A 16665-nucleotide genomic window follows, 5' to 3' on the forward strand; every position below is an offset into this window, starting at 1 on the left:
TCAGTCGGTGGGGGTCAGGTCGTGCCACGGGCCTCTGCGCCAGCCGTCGAGGTCGTAGTCGTCGAGGCAGTCCTGCACCAGGGCTTCACAGCGGGCGAGGTTGCCGCGCCGGGTCGCCCACTTCAGCGCATCCAGCCGGACCTGTTCGCCGTTGCCCGAGTAGTTCCGCTCGTAGAGCTCGTGCCGGCCGCCGAACTCGGTGCCGATCGCGTCCCAGACCAGCTTCAGGAGCTTGATGCGGTCCAGGGCGCTGGTGTCCGCGCCGCGGTAGAAGCGGTCGATGAGCGGCCGTAGTTCGGGGTTGGCCAGGTCGCGGGCGCTCGACGGGACCGCCAGGGGCGCTCCGCCGAGGGTGGTCTCGAACAGCTCGTGGACCCGGTCCCACACCTGGGCGTTGTACATCCGCATCGCGGAGGCGTGCTCGAGCCGGGGCACGACCATGCCGCCGCTGCCCGGTTCGGGGTCGTAGGCCATCGCCGAGGTCAGGGCCCACACCATGTCCCGCATGGTGATGACCTCCCCGACGGCGGCCTGGACCCCGCGGAACTCGTCGGTGCCGTTCGCCCTGGTGCCGCGGGCGAGCAGGCCGGCCATGAGTTCCAGCTTCACGCTCAGCCGGATTCCGGACTGGAAGTTGTACAGGTTCGCGAAGCCCGACGTGGCGTAGAAGCCCGTCGCCCGCTCGATGTCCCGGTAGACGAGGACGTCCTCCCAGGGGATCAGCGCCTCGTCGAGCAGGAGCACGCTGTCGTTCTCGTCGAAGCGGCTGCTCAGCGGGGCGTCGAAGGGACTGCGGGTGGCCTGCGCGTACGGGGTGCGGCAGACGAGCTTCACGCCGGGGTTGTCCATCCGGACGAAGAACGCGAGGGCGAACGGCTCGGCCTTGCCGGGGGCGAGGACCGCCGATCCGACCGGGGCGACGAAACCCGCGTTGGTGATGGCGGAGCCCGTGGCCAGCATCTTCGCCCCGCTGACGACGACACCGGCGTCCGTCTCGCGCACGGCGTGCACGAAGACGTCCTCCATGTCGTGGATCGCCCGCTTGCGGTCGACCGGCGGGTTGATGATGACGTGGTTGAGGTACAGCGCCTTGCCCGCGAACTCGCGGTACCAGGCGGTGGCGTTGGCGGCGAACGGCCCGTAGTAGTCGGCGTTGACTCCCAGGCCCGACATGAAGGACGCCTTGTACTCGGGTGTGCGGCCGAGGAAGCCGTAGCTCATCCGCGCCCAGGTGGCGATCGCCTCGCGGGCCTCGACCAGCTCCGCCGCCGAACGGCTGGGCTTGAAGAACTTGTGGGTGCGGATGCCCGTCCCCGCGTCGACCCCGGTGAGCACGTCGGCGGTCGCCGGGTCGCGCAGGGCGTCGTAGAGCCGTGCCACCGACAGGGCGGAGTTACGGAAGGCGGGGTGCCGGGTGACGTCCTTGACCAGGTCTCCGTCCAGATACACCTGGCGGCCGTCGCGCAGGCTCTCCAGATACTCCTCGCCCGTCATGAGCGTGTGGTGGTCGGTCATCGAACCAGCCCCGGGTTGTCCAGCGGCGGTGTGCCGAGCACCTGCACCCGGCGCAGATGGCGGGGTGCGCCGCTGGTGAAGGCGTTCCGACCGTGCAGCAGCGTGTGATTGTCGGTGATCACCAGATCGCCCGTCCGCCAGCTGTGGGCGTAGAGGTGCGCGGGGTCGTACAGCGCAGCGCGCAGGCTGCGGTGGACCTCGGCGATCTCGTCGTCCGGCAGTCCCGAGAACCGCAGGTCGGGGTGGTTCACGAAGTCGGCGTCATCGGCGACGGTGGGTTCGTTGTAGCGGATGACCGGAGCGCCGTGGAGGGGGTGGGCGGTCACGACCGGGGAGACGGTGACACTGTTGTAGTACTCCATGGCCCGGTGGTAGGTGCCGGTCACCTTCGACCATCGGGCGACGGTCTGCGGGTCGGTGCGTTCGAGCACGGCGGTGGTGTGGGAGAAGGTGGTCTCGCCGCCGTTGCCCTCACCGGGCGCGTTCACGCACTGGAACACCTGGAATTCCGGGATCTGTTCACGGTACATGCCGTCCCAGTGCATCGGCATGTAGCTGCTGTCGAAGATGTGGTCCTCGGGCTGTTCCTGCTCGACCAGTTCGAGCACGGTGCCGAAGGGCCATACGCTCAGCCGGCCCCAGCGCTCGCAGTACGCGGACAGCTCGTCCGGGGCGTCGAAGGTGTCGAAGCCGCGCAGCAGCAGGATGTGGTGCTCCGCCACGAGTGTCCGCAGCGGTGCCACGGGGACGTCCCGGACGTGCAGGCCCTTTTCGCGCGCCTGTATCGCCACGCCGAAGGGCGTGATCGGCGTGATGTCGTACCGGGTGCCGGCGAGGGGATCGCGGTCGTCGGTCATGTGGTTCCTCCTCTGGTCGTGATGCGGGGACACGGCACGTGGGCCGTGCGGGGATCCGTGGCTGACCGTCATGCGCAGGCCCGGTCCCACGGCTCGTGGTGCGCGGAGGCGGAGTCCGGGGCGCCGGCCGTGTCGGACGTGGGGGATGTGCCGGGCTGCTCCAGCGCGTAGTGGCTGGGGCGGCCCGCCGTGAAGGCCAGCTTGGCTCCGGCCTCCTCGGCCTCGGCGCGTTTCATGAGCGTGAAGCGTCCGCCGGACTCGACCGCGACGCTGTGCCAGGGCGTGAGCCAGGCGTCCGGGGTGTCCGCGAGCAGGATGCCTATCTTGTCCGTGGCACAGGGCTGCGGATGGATCGACAGCCGGACGGCGGCCGGGAAGAGCCCGTCCAGCAGCCCTCCCCATGCCCTGCTGCGCTGGATGACGCGGTAGGCGAGCGCGCGGCAGTGACGTTGCAGCGCGGAGCGGGTGCCGGTGTAGTGCGGGCCGGACAGGTCCTCCAGCATGAATCTGGTGATGCCCCGGTACATGGCGAGCGGGGCACCGCCGTTGCGCACCTCCTCGCGCAGTTCCTCGATCGTCGGGGCGTAGCCGGCGGAGAGCATGGCGCGCATGTCCTCGTGGCCCGCGCCGTCGTAGACGTCGTCGAGGGTGAACTGCTCGAGGTGGGTGGCCTCGATTTCGGTGATCATGGCGTCGAGTTCCTGTGCGTAGCCGCTGACGTTCTCGTCGCTCACCCCGAGCAGGTCGTTGAAGACCCGTCCGTCGGAGCAGATCAGGATGGCCGCTCCCGGTGGGTGGATCTCGGTGATGCGCTCGCACAGCGAGTTGAGGAAGCGCAGGGCGAGTTCCTCGGCGAGATCGGGCAGCGGGCCGATCACCTTGGCCGGGTTCGGGGACTTGGTCGGGAACGCCGGCAGGACGAAGTCGATGCGCCGACCGCTTTCCACGGCGCCGCGCACGGCGTTCAGATGGTGCCCGACGCACTGCGGGCAGACCTCTCCGGTGCAACCGCCCCCGCGCATTCTGCGCTGGTGGGCCAGGATCTCCCGGAGTATCGCTACGGCGACCTGTTCGTTGTTGGGTGCGGCGAGATCGGACACCGCGCCTCCCTTCGTGGACTGGTTCCCACCGTGCTCTGCGGGCGCATGAGAAACGCACAAGAGGTCGCACCAGGGGTCGCGCGGCCGCCCGGTCGCGCCGGGGAGGAGGTCCTGCGGAAGGGGTTCGGGAAGGGTTTCAGGAGGGGGTGACGGCCCGCGCGAGGCTGCTGATGCCGAGCCGTGCCTGTTCGGTCCAGAACGGCATGCGCAGATTGCGGAATCCGTTCAGTGCCGTGGCGAGGTGGCTCTCCGCCCGGTCGGGGTCACCCGCCGCGGCGTAGGTGCGGCCCAGCCAGTAGGAGACGAGTGCCTCACCCCGGCGTTCCCCGAGCTCGGTGAAGATCGACGCCGCTTCACCGAGCGGGCCGAGGGCGTGCGCGGCCTGGTCGGGGCCGAGGGCGATGTGCATCCGCCCCAGGGTCAGCAGCGCGTACGCCTCACCGGGCCGGTGGCGCACCGTGCGGAAAGCGGCCAGGGCCCGGTGCAGATGGCCGACGCACCGGTCGAACCGGCCGTGGCAGATCTCGGCCCACGACAGCAGTTGCAGGACGTCGGCGAGGGCGAGGGGCCGGCCGAGTCGCTCCGCCGTCTCCAGGGCCGATTCCAGGACGTCGACGGCTTCCGCCTCGCGCCGCAGACAGACGAGCGCGAAGCCGAGGCTGCGCAGGGCGACGACCTCGCCGTGTTCGTCGCCGAGCCGGCTCATCACGGCGGCAGCCGCCCGGGCGTCGTCGTGGGCGGCTTCGGCCATGCCCCGGTCGGCGATCGCGAAGCTCCGGTGCGTACGCAGCCGGGCGGCGTGGTGCGCCTCGCCGTGTGCGTCCAGTTGCTCGATGGCCGCGGACCACCGGATCACCGCGTCGTCCACCCGGCCGCGGACGGCGAAGGACCTGGCCAAGGAGCCCTGGGCGACAGCGGTGGCGACCGGGTCGCCGTCGGCTCTCGCCCGGTCGAGCGCGGCCCGTGCCACCCGTTCCCACTCGTCCCACCAGTTCCGCAGGTGGCAGACGTCCTCCATGGCGGAGGCCAGCTCCGCCGCCTGGGTGCCGTAGCCGGCACTGGCGGCGAACTCGACCGCGGTGACCAGGCTGGTCCGCTCGCCCTCCAGCCAGCCGACGAGATCCCCGGTCTCTCCCGGTACGCCCTCCCCCGCCTCTCGACGGACGATCTGGTCGGCGGCCGTCCGCAGCCGGGAGAGCCAGCCGTCCAGGAGACGGGCCACCGCCGCCCGGCGCCACGCCGGCGGTTCCTCGTCCAGAGCGCGCTCCCCCGCGAAGACGTGCAGCAGGTCGTGCGTCCGGAAGCGCGGCAGGCCCTGACGGTCGACCGACGCGACCTGGACCAGGTTCGCGTCGATCAGTACGTCGGTCGCCTGATCGGTGTCGCGGGAGTCGAGCAGGGCGGCGAGCGCCCAGCCGGGGAACTCCGGCGAGGGAAGCATGCCGATGGCCCGGAAGGCCCGGGCGGCCTCCGGCGTCAGGCCGTGGTAGCTGGCGGCGACGCTGGTGCGGACGGCGAGGTCTCCCACCGTGAGTTCCGCCAGTCTGCCCCGCTCGTCGGCGAGGCGGTCGGCGAGCCGCCGGATCCGCCAGTGCGGGCGGCTCGCGAGCCGCGCCGCGGTCACGCGCAGGGCCAGCGGCAGGCCGGCGCAGCTGGCCAGGACCTGCTCGGTGGCCTCCGGTTCGGCCGCGATCCGTGGGGAGCCGACGATGCGGCGCAGCAGGTCCTGGGACTCCTCGTCGTTGAACGGGGCGACGTCGATCAGCTGAGCCCCTGTCAGGCCGGCCATCCGCGTCCTGCTGGTGATCAGGGCCGCGCTTCCGGGGGTGCCGGGCAGCAGCGGTCGGATCTGCGCCTCGTCCTGTGCGTCGTCGAGCAGCACCAGGACCTTGCGGCCGGACAGCAGGGAGCGGAACATCGCGGCGCGGTCGACCGTCGCCTCGGGAATGGAGGATCCGGCGACGCCCAGGCTGACCAGCAGATCGGCGAGGACCGCGCCGGGCGCGCGGCGGGGCCCGCGGGCACCGTCCAGGTGCACGAACAGCCGGCCGTCGGGGAAGGCGTCGCGCAGGTCGTGGGCGAGCCGGGTGGCCAGGGCGGTCTTGCCGACGCCGGGGAGCCCGGTGAGGATCACGACGGGCACGGCGCAGCTCGGCGCGTCCCCGGCAGCCGGGGTGGCTGGGGCGAGCACCGCCGCGGCCCGCGACAGGATGAGGCTCCTGCCGACGAAGTCGGTGGTGTCGGAGGGAAGTTGACTCGTGGGCTGCCAGCAGTCCACCGGGCGTTCGGCGCACACGGGGGCGGGTTCCGGCTCCGGCAGCGGTTCTCCGGTGAGGACCGCGTGATGCAGTCGGCGCAGTTCCGCGCCCGGTTCGAGCCCGAGTTCGTCCCGCAGCGCGACGCGGGCGAGGGCGTAGGACCGTAGCGCGTCGCCCGGGCGACCACACTGGTACTGCGCGGTCATCAGTTTGGCCCACAGCGACTCCCGTAGCGGGTACCGGGCCACCTCCGCCTGGAGCGGGCCGATCACGTCCCGGGGTTCCCCGAGTGCGAGGTGTGCCTCGGCGTGGTCTTCCAACGCGGCCAACCGCGACTCCTCCAGGCGGGCCACCTCGATGTGCAGGGCGTCGTGGTGCGCCACCCCGTCGAAGGCACCGCCGCGCCACAGGTCCAGCGCCTCGCGCAGATGACCGGCCGCCGCCCGGTGCCGGCCCCCGGCCAGTGCAGCGCGGCCACGCGCGGCCAGGTCCTCGTAGAGGTGGAGGTCCACTTCGCCCGGCAGCACCCGCAACTGATAGCCGCCGTGCCCCTGGCTCAACCGGTCCTCGCCCGCGGCGGGGTTGATCACCTTGCGCAGCGCGGCGACATAGCTGCGGACATTGGCCTGGGCCGATACGGGAGGGGCGGCACCCCAGATGGCGTCACACAGCCGGTCCCCGGAGACCGCGGCATTGGTATGGATCAGCAGAGTGGCGAGCAGTGTCCGCTGCTTCGGACCGCCGAGCGGGAGGACGCGGTCGCCGGCGGCGACCTCGAGGGGCCCCAGCACCTTGAACTCGACGCGCGGAGCCTCCACCGCGTGACCGCCCTTCTGTTGGCTGCGCGCAGCAGAGCACGCGCGCTCTGTTGTACGTGATGTAAACAATCGGCTCGTCCGACAACCATAGGCGTTGCGCGTGCGATGATCCTCCACGCGCGGATGCACCTCTCGCCGCCGCCACGGGCGCTTCCCGGCCCTCCGCTCACCCCAACTCGCCCATGGATGAAGCGGGTTACTGCCGTCACCATCGGCAGCCGGTACCCGGGCAGCGCTCGCGTGTCCCGCGCCGGAAAACCACGACAAGCGGATCTGCAGACGACTACGCCCGTGGCCGACGGCGGCCACGGGCGTAGTCGTCTGCAGACTTGCGGGGCACGCCGCTTCTGAGCCATTACGGGGCGGTCGCGTGACCTCCGCCGCCGGGAGGGCGTTGACCTCGTATGACGACGATGCGGCCCACGCCGGTCATCGCCCCCGGCAACGACACGCCCCCGCGAGGCCCGGCCGACACCCCCATCTTCGAGGCGCTGGCCACGCGCTGGGCCGCCGCCGGGCGAAGCGTCCCCTGTCGTGACGACCAGGAATGGACGCTCCTCGCGGAGCGGATCCCGTGGCCCGACCGATGAACCGGCCGACCGGGCCACGGCCCGGCCTACGCGGCGGTGCGCCGCCGTGCCCGTCGCACCGCCGCCAGCCACTCCGCGCGCAGCCGTTCGTACCGCCGGCGCTCTGCCGCCGTCAGAGCCCGGCCTCGCCGCGCGCGCAAGAACGCGCGGATCTCGGCGTTCAGTGCTTGGGCGTCCAGGGAAGTCGGGGACATGAGAACCACGGTAGAGGCGGGCTCTGACATATGCCTCAGGGTTTTGCGCCAGTCGCCGACGCGGTTCCTCGGCCGCCGGGTGGGGGCGCTGAGCCTCAAGTGACCGGGTTTCCGGCCGACGCCGTCATCGACGGAGGGCCTCCGGCCTCGGGCCCCGGCAAGGACCGGACCATTGTCCGTGCGTAAGGGTGCCCGGACGACGACGGCTTCGTTCGTGGTGTGATGCCCTTCACGTCCTGACCGGTGGCCGCCGGAGTGGCCGGTTCCCGTCCTTGTCGCCACGAGATTTCCCAGGCCGCCGGGAATCGGAACGGTGGGCCATGGGGTTGGTGGGAAAAGCGCGTGCCGATCGTGGCACGGTCACCCGTCGACCGAAGGTGGATGTCTTGATACCCAGCAGCTCAGCCGCACGCGCGACGGACGTGCTCGTCCGTCCCGTCTCCCTGGGGAGCCTCACCGTCCGGAACCGGATCGCCATGGCGCCGATGACCCGTGAGTTCTCGCCCGGTGGTGTGCCGGGAGCCGATGTGGCGGAGTACTACGCGCGGCGGGCGGCGGGCGGGGTGGGTCTCATCATCTCCGAGGGGACGTATGTCGGCCACGCCTCGGCGGGGACCAGTGATCGCGTCCCCCGGTTCCACGGCGAGGACGCGCTCGCGGGCTGGGCCGAAGTGGCGGAGGCGGTCCACCGTGCCGGCGGTGCGATCGTGCCGCAGTTGTGGCATGTGGGAATGGCACGCGCCGTCGGTGCCCCGCCGGTACCGGAGGCCCCGCGCGTCGGCCCCTCGGGCATTCCCCTGGACGACTCGGAGCCGGGCCGGAGCATGACGCGGGCCGACCTCGACGAGGTGATCTCCGCCTTCGCCGCCGGTGCCGCCGCGGCCGAGGCGAACGGCTTCGACGGCATCGAACTGCACGGTGCCCACGGTTATCTCATCGACCAGTTCCTGTGGGCGCACACCAATCGGCGCACGGACGCCTACGGAGGCGACGCCGTCTCCCGCACCCGCTTCGCCGCGGAGATCGTGGCGGCCTGCCGCCAGGTGGTGTCACCGGACTTCCCGATCATCTTCCGGATGTCCCAGTGGAAGATGGGTGACTACCGGGCCCGGCTCGCCGAGTCGCCCCAGGAGCTCGAAGCCGTCCTCGATCCGCTCGCCGAGGCGGGGGTCGACGCCTTCCACTGCTCCACCCGCCGCTACTGGCTGCCGGAGTTCGACGGCTCGGACCTCAACCTCGCGGGCTGGGCGAAGAAGCTCACGGGCAAGGCAACGATCAGCGTCGGCTCGGTCGGCCTCGACACCGAATTCCTCAAGGCGTTCCAGGGTCAGGGAAGTGGTGTCGCCGACATCGACGGGCTGCTGGACAGGCTGGAGCGGGACGAGTTCGACCTTGTGGCGGTCGGCCGGGCCCTGCTGGGCGACCCCGAGTGGGCCACGAAGATCCTCGACGGGCGTACCGACGAGCTCACCCCCTTCAGCACGGAGGCGCTCGCCAGGCTCCACTGAGCCGTGACGTCACCCACGGGCCGCAGCGCCGCACGGCGGCGACTCACGCTGCGGCCCTGGGGACACGGTGGGCGCGTGACGAACCGGGTCGCCGTCCCTACGCGGCGACGAAACGGTCGCACCGCTCCCCTCGCAGGTGTCCCGGGGGCAGTCTGCGACCGTAGGCGAGCAGCAGGAGATCCTGTGCGGCGCCGGTCAGCGGCGTGCCTGTGCCGAAGGTCCAGTCGAGGTCGTCGGCGCGGAGCTGGACGCCGTCGAGGTCGGCCCCGAAGAACGTGAGCGTCTTGGAATCGACACCCTCCAGCAGGATGCGCAAGCGGTCCTCGGGTACGCGACGGTCGAGGCCCAGCGCGACCGAGATGTCCAGGCCGTGGACCACGTCGTGGCCCAACGCGGCCTCGATCCCGAGGGTCGGCGGCTTCCAGGGGTGATTCGCGTTGTCCGCGAGTGCCGCGGCCAGCTCGTCCGTCGAGAGTACGGCCGCGTCCCGGCGGGCGCATCGATCGGTCATGCGGTCGAGGCTGCCCCGTGCCTTGACGAGTTCCCACGCCACCTGGGGGAAGGAGTAGCGGAACCCCAGGGACATATGGGCCGCGACCTCCCGTACGCGCCACCCCGCGCACAGCGTCGGCGCGTCCCAGCTGTCGGCAGGCAGCCCGTCCAACAAGGCCGCCAGCTCCCGGCGTTCGGCCGCGATCGCGGTTCTGATGTCCATCGCCGTCCTTTGGTGCGGTGCTTTCCCCATGTCATCAAGGGTGTCGACGGCAGGGCCATACGTCCAAGAACGCCTATGTCTCACGGCTAGAATCAGCGGTTATGGAGCTTCGACAGCTGCGGTACTTCGTCGCTGTGGTGGAGGAGGCCAACTTCACCCGTGCCGCCGCCCGTCTGCATCTGGCGCAGCCAGGGGTGAGCTCCCAGATCCGGCTGCTCGAACGCGAACTCGGCCAGCCCCTGCTGGACCGCTCCGGCCCTTCGGTGACCCTGACGGAGGTCGGCGAGGCCGTCCTGCCGTACGCGCGGGCCGCGCTGGCCGCCGTCGAAGGGGCGCGGCAGACCGTGGACGAGTTCACCGGGCTGCTGCGCGGTCATGTCACGATCGGTGTCGTCTCGGGCGCCGTCACCCCCGAGTTCGACGTGGCCTCCGTCCTGGCCGACTTCCATGACGACCACCCTCAGGTCGAGATCGCGCTCACCGAGGACACGTCGGAGCGGATGCTCGCCGCGCTGCGCCGCGGTGAACTCGACATCGCCGCGGTCGGGCTCACCGACGAGGAGGCCCCGCCGGGTATTTCGCTCCAGGTGCTGATCGACGAGCCGCTGGTCGCGGCCATGGCTCCGGGTGACCCCCTCCTCGCCGACGCGAACCGCACGGACGTTCCGTTGGCCGCGCTCCGCGATCGCTCCCTGATCAGCCTGCCGCGCGGCACAGGGCTGCGCGGAGTGCTGGAGCGGGCCTGCGCGGAGGCGGGATTTCGCCCCCGTATCGCCTTCGAGGCCGCTGCCCCGCCCGTGCTGGCGCAGCTCGCCGCCCGTGGCCTCGGCGTGGCCGTCGTCCCCGGACTCCCCGCCGAGGCGGCGTCGGTTCTCGGACTGCGGACCCTGCGGATCACCGAGCCACGACTGCGCGGCCGGGTCGCTCTGGCCTGGCGGACGGCCGGCCTCTCCAGCCCCGCCGCCGAAGCCCTTCTGGGCCGGCTCCGAACGGCTCTCCCCCGCTGACGCCCGCCGGCTCCGGGCGACCCGTCCGGCATCCGCAGCGCGTCCACCCGTACGCATCGGTGGCGACGGGGTAGACGTGAGGCATGAGCAGCGAATCCTGGACCCTCGTCAGCTTGCTCGCCGTCCTGGTCACCGCGATGGCCGTCGCCGCCGTGGTCGTGGCGGTACGGCTCTTCCGGGCCCGGCGTCTGCTGCGTGACGCCGGCGTCCCCGAGAACAAGAAGATCATCTTCTGGGGAGCCCTGTTGTATCTGGTCTCCCCCGTGGACCTGGTGCCCGACCCTGTCTATCTGGACGACATCGGCATCCTGCTGCTCGCGCTGCGCTCGCTGCACAAGGCCGCCGCCGACGCCGGGGCGGGCCGGGCCCCGGACAAGTGAGTGCCGCCCGTCGAAGGACGTCAGAGCGAAGCACTCAGCCGCGCCTTGATGGCGGGCCACTCCTCGGTGAGGATGGAGAAGTAGACGGTGTCCCGCCAGGTGCCGTCCGGGCGGCGGCGGTGGTGACGCAGGACGCCTTCGCGCTGGGCCCCGAGACGGGCGATGGCGGCTTGCGAACGATGGTTCATATGGTCCGTCTTCAACTGCACGCGCCCCATGCCCAGCTCCTCGAAGGCGTGCGTCAACAACAGCAGCTTCGTCTCGGAGTTGACCGCCGTGCGCCAGAACGCGCGGCCGTACCAGGTCCAGCCGATCTCCAGACGCTCGTGGTCCGTGTCGACGTCCATGAAGGTGGTCCATCCGACCGCCCGGCCGGTCGCACGGTGAATGACGGCGAACGGAACGTACTCCCCCTGCTCCGCGGCTTCGAGGAGGCCGCGGAGCTTGGCCGCGAACTCGTCCCGCGTGTGCGGCGTCGGCCCCTGCCAGCGCCACACCTCCTCGTCCCCGCCTCCTGCCGCGAAGAGTTCACCGAGGTGCTCCATCGTCAGCGGCACGAGGCGCACATGGCGGCCGGTCAGGGTTACGGGCGAGGGTGTCGTGGCAGGCATACGCGAAACCCTAACCCCGTATTGAACTAGATTCAATACCCTTTTGCACTAGTGCAATTGATCGTCGCAGGTGGGGTCAGTGGGGTGCTGCGCCGTGGACGCCGTCAGCGTCCGGTGACCGTCCCCGCGGTCGCCGACGCGGTGACATCGGCGACCAGCTCCACCATGTCCGGTCCGTAGGCGTCGGAGTTGACGACCTTCAGCAACAGGCAGAAGGTGCCGTCGAGTCCATGGCGACGGGCGAGCCGGGCGTGGTGCCGGGCCAGATAGCGCACGGCCGCCTGGTTGGTGATCCCCCGCTGACCGGAGGCGAGGAAGACCGGCCGGCCGCCCTCGGGGCCGGTCAGCCGGGCGAGGAGCACATACTCCGCGATGCCCTTCTCCAGCCGGTAGGACTCGCCGCCGATGGTGAACGCACCACCGTCGGTGGCGTCCTCGAAGTCGGTGTTCACCGCGACGCCCGGCAGCATCGAGCGCAGATGCGCGTCGGTACGCCGGTTCGAGGCCGGGCCTCCCACACAGAATTCCGTCCGTATGCCGAAGCCCTGACGGGCGGCGTCGTGCACCACGATGTCCGCGTGCGCCCCGCACTCCTTGATCAGGGCGGACAGTTCGAGCAGCGCGAAGGCGTCGTGCCGGGAGACCCCGCGGCCGCTCGCGCTCGGATCCTGGTTGACCACCAGGAGACACTCCGAACCGCCCGGCAGCCCGAAGAACTGCTGCCTGCGGCGGAGTTGGCGGCGCCACAGGTAGGTGCGGAAGAACCAGCCCGCGGTGGCACTGACCCCGCTGGCCACCAGCCCCAGGGCGATGTTGCGTACGTCGTCGTTCATGGGCGCGGAGCCTACGCGTCATCGCCGACGGCCCGACAGACAGCCATCACCCCTGGCCGTACGCACCAGCGTCACCGGCGCCCGTTCACGGCTGTCCCGCGACCCTCAGCCGGACGGGCGCACCACCGGCCACCGGGGGTGGCAGTCGCAGGGGCCCGGCACCGGGTGTGATCGAGCCGAGGACGCTCGCGTGCCGGGCGCCGGTGCACGCCGGTAGCGTGCCGGCCAGTCCGTGCGCGGTCAGGAAGCCCAGCACCGCGAAGGCATACGCCTCCTTGGCCTCGGTCGGCACGCCCCACTCGTCGCAGGTGTGCACCGGGACGCCGGTGAGCTCGGTCCGCAACATTCCCATCAGGGTCGGATTGCGCGTGCCACCCCCGGAGGCGACGACCTCGGTGCCCCCGTGGTCCCGGACGGCGGCGGCCACGGTGTGTGCGGTGAGCGCCGTGACCGTGGCAAGGATGTCATCGGCGTCGAGGGGCCCCAGGCCCGCCACGGCCGTCAGCAGGTACGGCAGGTGGAAGAGCTCCTTTCCGGTGGTCTTCGGGGCGGGGCGCGCGTAGTACGGCTCGTCGAGCAGCCGGTCCAGGAGCGGTCGGCACACTCCGCCCCGGGCGGCCATGGCGCCGTGTTCGTCGATGGCGCACCGTCCGTGGGTGAGATACCGGGCGGCCGCGTCGATCAGGGCGTTCCCGGGCCCGGTGTCGTAGGCGTACGGCGCCCGGTCGCCGCTGCTCACGGTGATGTTGGCGATGCCGCCGAGGTTGAGCGCGACCGGGCGTCCGGGCCTGTCGCGCAACCACATGACGTCCACCATGCCGACCAGCGGGGCGCCCTGACCGCCTGCGGCCACGTCGGCGGAGCGGAAGTCCGAGACGACCGGCAGTCCGGTGCGCTCGGCGATCCAGGCGGGCCCGCCGATCTGCAGGGTGCCGTGGACGCGGCCGTTGTCCGTCCAGTGGTAGACGGTCTGTCCGTGCGAGGCGACAAGGTCGGCCCGGCCCCCGCACAGTTCCCGGACGGCCCGGTCGGCGGCCTCGGCGAAGGCCTGCCCGATGCGGGTGTCCAGTCGGCATACGGTCTCGAGGGTGGTGTGCGCCGGCGGCAGGGCGGCGGCGATCTCGGCACGGAGCCGCTCCCCGTACCCCAGGCCGATCATGCCGAGAGGCGTCAGATGGAGGGTGTCCCCCTCGATCCGCAGGTCGGCCGCCGCCGCGTCGACGGCGTCGTACGAGGTCCCCGACATCAAACCGATCACCCGCATGGTCACCCGTCCCTTTTCTCCCTCAGTCGCGCAGCGCGCGCCGATGGTCGTCCCCGCGCAGCGTCAGGAGCGCGGCCGCACTGATCGCGCAGGTCACCACGGTGTAGTAGGCGGGGATGTCGGCGTTGGCCGTGCGGTGGACCAACTCGGTGATGATGAGGCCGGCGCAGCCCGAGAAGACCGCGTTGGCCAGCGAGTAGGCCAGGCCCAGCCCCGTGCAGCGCACCCTGGTGGGAAACATCTCCGCCAGCATGGCGGGTCCCGGCCCCGCCATCAGCCCGACCACCGCTCCGGCGAGGAGGACCACGAGGCCCTTGGCCACCGTCGGCGTGCTCCCGCTGCGGACGGTCCACAGCAACGGGAAGGCGAGCAGGACGACCAGCCCCGCCCCGGCCACCATGACGGGCCGGCGGCCGACACGGTCGCTCAGCGCTCCGGCAGGCAGGATCGTCAGCGCGAATCCCAGGTTGGCCAGGACGGCTGCCGTCAGGGCCTCCTGGAACGTGGCACCGAGCGTGTTCTGGAGGTAGGCCGGAAGGACGACCAGGAAGGTGTATCCGGCCGCCGACCAGCCCATGATCCGCCCGATGCCCGTCAAGATGGACCGGAACACCTCACCGCGGGTGGCCGGGGAGCCCGGTGGCCCCGCACCGGTGCTGCGCGTGCGCCGGAACGAGGGCGTCTCCTCAAGTTTCCACCGCAGCCACAGCGCCACCAGGCCGAGGGGCAGCGCCAGCAGGAACGGCACCCGCCACCCCCAGTCGTACAGTGCGCGCTCCCCGAGCACGGCCGCCGCCCCCACGGCCAGCCCGGCACCGGCGAGCAGTCCCAGGGCGACGGTGAACGACTGCCACGCCCCGTACAGCCCGCGCCGCCCCTGCGGCGCCGACTCGGTCATCAGCGAGACCGCACCACCGAACTCCCCTCCCGCGGAGAGGCCTTGCAGGACGCGCACCAGGGTGAGGGCCCAGGGCGCGGCGGCCCCGAGCGTGGCGTAGGTGGGCAGCAGCCCGATCGCCGTGGTGGAGCCCGTCATGAGGACAAGGGCCAGCACAAGAGCGGGACGCCGGCCGAACCGGTCCCCGATCCGGCCGAACAGCGCCGCTCCCACCGGCCGGAAGAAGAAGGCCAGCGCGAACGACGCGTAGGTCTTGATGAGGCTCTCGGTGCCGTCCCCCGAGCCCGCGCCGAAGAAGTTGGCGGCGAAGACCGTGGCGAAGCAGCCGTACGCCCCGAACTCGTGCCACTCGATGAAGTTGCCCACCGAGCCCGCGACCAGGGCGCGTCGCGCCGGTGCCCGCTGCGGGGCGCCAGGGTCTTCGGCGGTGGGTACGGACACCACGGTCTCCCTCCGTCACGGCCGGGCGCGAACGAAGAAGCATACGGCCGCGTGGCCGTGCCTGCCGGGAATTCATCACACCTTGAGCAGCCGTGAGACCCGTCGGCACCGGGCCCGTAGTACTGGACGGCAAGCGCGTACGGCCACCGGCACTCATGAACTCCCCGCCGTCCGTACGCATCACACCCCGAGCCGGAGGTCGATCCGTTGAACCACCGTCGTGTCAATCGTCGCCGCGGAGCCGTCGCCGTCGCCGCTGCCGCCGCCGTAGTGGCGGCGGCGACCCTGCTCCCCCACGCCGACGCGAGCACCGACAAGCCGGGCACGGACCAGCCCGGCTCTCCTCGCACCTTCACCTCGCGGTCGGCCGCGCACCTCGCGGCATCCCTCGAACCGGGTGTCCGGGAGAAGACGGCGGGCTGGTACCTGGACGGCTCCACGGGCCGGATGGTCGTGAACGTCACGGCCGAGGACGCCGCACAGCGCGTCAAGGCCACCGGTGCCGTACCGCGGATCGTGCGGAACAGCACCGCCGCGCTGCGGGGCGCGACCCGGACGCTGAGCGACCGGGCCTCGGTGCCCGGCACCGCCTGGTCGATCGACCCGAGGACCAACAAGGTCGTGGTCACCGCCGACCGGACGGTGACCGGTGCCAAGCTCGACGCCCTCACGAAGGTCACCGACCGCATGGGCCAGCTGGTGCGCGTCAAGCGGTCATCCGGCGAGTTCAAGCGGTACGAGGGCAGCCCGCCGCCGGCCGGTCACGGGCGGTCCGGCTCACGGACCCGGGCACAAGGTGACGCCCCGGGCGCCGGTGCGCTCATCGGCGGGCGGGCCATCTTCGGCGGGGGTTCCCGTTGCTCCCTCGGCTTCAACGTCACGGTCCAGGGGGCACCGGCGTTCCTCACGGCGGGTCACTGCGGCAATGCCTCGCGGACGTGGACGGCGGACCAGGCGGGCGGCACACCTGTGGGCACGGTCGCCGACTCGCAGTTCCCGGGCAGTGACTTCGCCCTGGTGACCTACGACGACCCCAACGCCGGAGCGGCGAGCGCGGTCGATCTGTTGAACGGCACGGTCCAGCAGATCAGCGGGGCCGCCGAGGCGAACGTGGGCATGCGGGTACAGCGGGTCGGCAGCACGACCGGGCTGAAGGACGGCACCGTGACGGGACTCGGCGCCACGGTCAACTACGGCAACGGGGACATCGTGAACGGCCTCATACAGACGGACGTGTGCGCGGAACCCGGCGACAGCGGAGGCTCACTGTTCGCCGAGGACTCGGCCGTGGGGCTCACCTCCGGCGGCAGTGGTGACTGCACCCGGGGCGGCGAGACCTTCTTCCAGCCGGTGACCGCGGCGCTGCGGGCCACCGGTGCCACCCTGGGGGCCGACGGCGGAGCGGCAGCACAGCGGTGATGACATCGAAGGGACGGCGGCTGCGTGCGCAGGCCTCAACAGGCCCGGCAGTAGGCCCTGTTCACTCTGGTCGCCTCCCGCTATATCCTCGCGGCCGGATCTCCATGTGCCGGTTCACCCCGTCGCGGGTGAGGAGGGAGCAGCATGCCTCTACGACGACGTTCGCCACACGTACCGTACTGCTTCACCCTGACGACACGTCCTCTTCCCCGGCGCTCGCTGCCCTTGGAGCACTCTGTTCGATCCAGCCCTCACAC

At 71.5% G+C, this 16665-nt stretch carries 15 protein-coding genes; 5 read left to right on the forward strand and 10 right to left on the reverse strand.

Features of this window, described 5'->3' with window-relative positions; all coding sequences use genetic code 11:
• The 4 genes from AB8O64_RS01835 to AB8O64_RS01850 form a co-directional block, all read right to left on the reverse strand.
• Window positions 1-1515 carry a 4-hydroxyphenylacetate 3-hydroxylase family protein gene (locus AB8O64_RS01835; RefSeq protein WP_370417489.1) on the reverse strand — a complete coding sequence of 505 codons (1515 nt, stop codon included), beginning with the start codon at window positions 1513-1515 and terminating at the stop codon, window positions 1-3.
• Window positions 1512-2372, reverse strand: coding sequence for a TauD/TfdA dioxygenase family protein (locus AB8O64_RS01840; protein ID WP_370417490.1), 861 nt, complete (start codon window positions 2370-2372; stop codon window positions 1512-1514). The genes AB8O64_RS01835 and AB8O64_RS01840 overlap by 4 nt, the downstream gene beginning before the upstream one ends.
• Window positions 2373-2440: 68 nt before the next feature.
• Window positions 2441-3472, reverse strand: a complete 1032-nt coding sequence (locus AB8O64_RS01845) for an L-tyrosine/L-tryptophan isonitrile synthase family protein (protein ID WP_370417491.1) — start codon at window positions 3470-3472, stop codon at window positions 2441-2443.
• 136 nt (window positions 3473-3608) lie between these two features.
• Window positions 3609-6548 (reverse strand): BTAD domain-containing putative transcriptional regulator, encoded by a 2940-nt coding sequence (locus tag AB8O64_RS01850; protein WP_370417493.1) that lies wholly within the window; start codon window positions 6546-6548, stop codon window positions 3609-3611.
• Window positions 6549-6952: 404 nt separating this feature from the next.
• On the opposite strand from AB8O64_RS01850, the gene AB8O64_RS01855 reads away from it, so the two are divergent.
• Window positions 6953-7138: a hypothetical protein gene (locus tag AB8O64_RS01855; RefSeq protein ID WP_356457134.1), complete on the forward strand. Its 186-nt coding sequence runs from the start codon at window positions 6953-6955 to the stop codon at window positions 7136-7138.
• A gap of 26 nt (window positions 7139-7164) precedes the next feature.
• Here AB8O64_RS01855 and AB8O64_RS01860 read toward each other — a convergent pair whose 3' ends face one another.
• Window positions 7165-7332, reverse strand: coding sequence for a hypothetical protein (locus tag AB8O64_RS01860; RefSeq protein WP_209513500.1), 168 nt, complete (start codon window positions 7330-7332; stop codon window positions 7165-7167).
• A 386-nt stretch (window positions 7333-7718) separates the two neighbouring features.
• Between AB8O64_RS01860 and AB8O64_RS01865 the strand changes: the two genes are divergently transcribed.
• Complete coding sequence (locus AB8O64_RS01865; protein ID WP_370417496.1) at window positions 7719-8840, forward strand: NADH:flavin oxidoreductase; 1122 nt, start codon at window positions 7719-7721, stop codon at window positions 8838-8840.
• A 97-nt stretch (window positions 8841-8937) separates the two neighbouring features.
• Here AB8O64_RS01865 and AB8O64_RS01870 read toward each other — a convergent pair whose 3' ends face one another.
• Window positions 8938-9555, reverse strand: coding sequence for a maleylpyruvate isomerase family mycothiol-dependent enzyme (locus tag AB8O64_RS01870; protein ID WP_370417498.1), 618 nt, complete (start codon window positions 9553-9555; stop codon window positions 8938-8940).
• 101 nt (window positions 9556-9656) lie between these two features.
• Between AB8O64_RS01870 and AB8O64_RS01875 the strand changes: the two genes are divergently transcribed.
• Window positions 9657-10562: a LysR family transcriptional regulator gene (locus tag AB8O64_RS01875; RefSeq protein ID WP_370417499.1), complete on the forward strand. Its 906-nt coding sequence runs from the start codon at window positions 9657-9659 to the stop codon at window positions 10560-10562.
• An 83-nt stretch (window positions 10563-10645) separates the two neighbouring features.
• Window positions 10646-10942, forward strand: a complete 297-nt coding sequence (locus tag AB8O64_RS01880; RefSeq protein ID WP_370417500.1) for a YkvA family protein — start codon at window positions 10646-10648, stop codon at window positions 10940-10942.
• Between the two features lie 20 nt (window positions 10943-10962).
• On the opposite strand, the gene AB8O64_RS01885 is transcribed toward AB8O64_RS01880, so the two are convergent.
• From AB8O64_RS01885 to AB8O64_RS01900, 4 genes are all read right to left on the reverse strand, one after another.
• The gene (locus AB8O64_RS01885; RefSeq protein ID WP_370417501.1) at window positions 10963-11553 is read right to left on the reverse strand and encodes a GNAT family N-acetyltransferase; all 591 of its coding nucleotides are present in this window, start codon (window positions 11551-11553) and stop codon (window positions 10963-10965) included.
• 104 nt (window positions 11554-11657) lie between these two features.
• Window positions 11658-12386 (reverse strand): hypothetical protein, encoded by a 729-nt coding sequence (locus AB8O64_RS01890; protein WP_370417502.1) that lies wholly within the window; start codon window positions 12384-12386, stop codon window positions 11658-11660.
• An 85-nt stretch (window positions 12387-12471) separates the two neighbouring features.
• Complete coding sequence (locus AB8O64_RS01895; protein WP_370423766.1) at window positions 12472-13650, reverse strand: anhydro-N-acetylmuramic acid kinase; 1179 nt, start codon at window positions 13648-13650, stop codon at window positions 12472-12474.
• 22 nt (window positions 13651-13672) lie between these two features.
• On the reverse strand, window positions 13673-14992 hold the full coding sequence (locus tag AB8O64_RS01900; protein WP_370417503.1) for an MFS transporter: 1320 nt from the start codon (window positions 14990-14992) through the stop codon (window positions 13673-13675).
• A gap of 204 nt (window positions 14993-15196) precedes the next feature.
• Between AB8O64_RS01900 and AB8O64_RS01905 the strand changes: the two genes are divergently transcribed.
• Window positions 15197-16408 carry a S1 family peptidase gene (locus AB8O64_RS01905; protein WP_370417504.1) on the forward strand — a complete coding sequence of 404 codons (1212 nt, stop codon included), beginning with the start codon at window positions 15197-15199 and terminating at the stop codon, window positions 16406-16408.
• Window positions 16409-16665 lie beyond the last annotated feature (257 nt).

This window comes from Streptomyces sp. QH1-20 (genome assembly GCF_041283565.1).
Lineage (GTDB): Bacteria > Actinomycetota > Actinomycetes > Streptomycetales > Streptomycetaceae > Streptomyces > Streptomyces syringius.

What these genes read in the sequence shown, in the direction of transcription:
- AB8O64_RS01890 (WP_370417502.1), bottom strand. Translation starts at nt 12,386, where the DNA reads ATGAACGACGACGTACGCAACATCGCCCTGGGGCTGGTGGCCAGCGGG.
- AB8O64_RS01855 (WP_356457134.1), top strand. Translation starts at nt 6,953, where the DNA reads ATGACGACGATGCGGCCCACGCCGGTCATCGCCCCCGGCAACGACACG.
- AB8O64_RS01870 (WP_370417498.1), bottom strand. Translation starts at nt 9,555, where the DNA reads ATGGACATCAGAACCGCGATCGCGGCCGAACGCCGGGAGCTGGCGGCC.
- AB8O64_RS01885 (WP_370417501.1), bottom strand. Translation starts at nt 11,553, where the DNA reads ATGCCTGCCACGACACCCTCGCCCGTAACCCTGACCGGCCGCCATGTG.
- AB8O64_RS01840 (WP_370417490.1), bottom strand. Translation starts at nt 2,372, where the DNA reads ATGACCGACGACCGCGATCCCCTCGCCGGCACCCGGTACGACATCACG.
- AB8O64_RS01875 (WP_370417499.1), top strand. Translation starts at nt 9,657, where the DNA reads ATGGAGCTTCGACAGCTGCGGTACTTCGTCGCTGTGGTGGAGGAGGCC.
- AB8O64_RS01835 (WP_370417489.1), bottom strand. Translation starts at nt 1,515, where the DNA reads ATGACCGACCACCACACGCTCATGACGGGCGAGGAGTATCTGGAGAGC.
- AB8O64_RS01860 (WP_209513500.1), bottom strand. Translation starts at nt 7,332, where the DNA reads ATGTCCCCGACTTCCCTGGACGCCCAAGCACTGAACGCCGAGATCCGC.
- AB8O64_RS01880 (WP_370417500.1), top strand. Translation starts at nt 10,646, where the DNA reads ATGAGCAGCGAATCCTGGACCCTCGTCAGCTTGCTCGCCGTCCTGGTC.
- AB8O64_RS01895 (WP_370423766.1), bottom strand. Translation starts at nt 13,650, where the DNA reads ATGCGGGTGATCGGTTTGATGTCGGGGACCTCGTACGACGCCGTCGAC.